Below are 1,368 nucleotides of genomic sequence, written 5' to 3' on the forward strand. Positions count from 1 at the left end.
CGAAGGTTACATGATATCAGCGAGACTTGGAAACTATCTCATCAAATTAGTTCCCCCATAGAACCCCCTTGAGCCATCTGGCACACTTTTCTCTTTTTGTCAAATTTTATGTTAAGAAAGATGTGACTAATGGATAGCTTAATAAGGGGGGCATCTGATAATTTTTAACGCCTACCTACTTAGCAATTATCGTTAATCCTGTTGCTTATACAACATGATGGCGATTTCCAGCTTCAATCATCAACCTGACTTTGATGGGAAAGTCCATAAACTCCCTATTTTTGGGCATTTCAATCAGTTAGCATCTCAATCATTAGATAAAAGGGCATCCTCGAAAGGGGGGCTTTTTTGTTGGTGTATAATGGCAATATATTCTGAAGGATTGAGGAATAACCGATGATTCATGCTAGACAAAGTTTATCATCCATTTATGAAGAAGATTATCAGCAATGGCTAGATGAGACAGTTTTATTGTTAAAAAATCGTCAAGTTGATAGTTTAGATTATGAGCATTTGATTGAGGAGTTAGAAGCTTTGGGAAGGGAACAAAAAAATGCGGTTGAGAGTTTAGTAATTCAAATCATACAACATCTTTTATTCTATCAGTATTGGTCAAGCGAACGAGAATATAACGAGCGACATTGGCGAGGTGAATTAATTGGTTTTCGGACTCAATTAGAATTAAGATTAACGACCAATCTCAGAAACCATTTATCTAATCGTCTCGATTATCTTTATGGTAAAGCCAGAAAAATGGCAGAGGTGAAAACGGATTTAAAATTACCCTCAGAGAATCCTTATGCTTTAGCTGATATTTTAGACGAAGATTGGCTTCCTGAAATTAGGTAAAGAATTATTCAGAGAATTTTAGCTAGGATGGAACCTAGTTTTTTAAGATAATTATTAATTTAAAATCTTCACTTTTTGAGTCTATTCTAATTCATCTGTAGAGATTTAAGAGAATATAATCACCACAAAATCAACACCATTGCTTGGTAAATAATCGCATTTTTATTCACAATTTCTGCTGATTCGTTGACTCCATATTTTCCTTGAAAAGCCTCTAAAGTAGATTGTCCTAAAGCTAAATCATAAGCGTCCTTTCAGGTCTATCGCAATTCTTCATCTGTTAAATAATATCCTCCCGTTTTCCGCCGGTTATTGCTTCTTTGAAGCTGTTTAAGCTAAGACGTATTTTAACCCAGCTTAATTAATTTATTCAGAGATGAATCGTCTGATTAAATCTTCCCGTGAAGACTCCAATAATAAACGACTAGACTCCATCGGTGATAACTTGAGCAACTCATCAATGACTTTTATTAAAGACTCATCCAATTCTCCAAACCTCACTTGCATTAAATTTTCAAT

General features: G+C 34.8%; 1 protein-coding gene. It reads left to right on the plus strand.

Annotated features, from left to right (window positions below; all coding sequences use genetic code 11):
• The first annotated feature begins 396 nt into the window (after nt 1-396).
• Entirely contained in the window at nt 397-849 is a 453-nt protein-coding gene (locus tag O9295_RS22390; RefSeq protein WP_147074131.1) for a DUF29 domain-containing protein, read from the plus strand.
• Nucleotides 850-1,368: the final 519 nt, after the last annotated feature.

This window comes from Microcystis sp. LE18-22.4A, from assembly GCF_027531105.1.
GTDB classification, from domain to species: Bacteria; Cyanobacteriota; Cyanobacteriia; order Cyanobacteriales; family Microcystaceae; genus Microcystis; species Microcystis aeruginosa.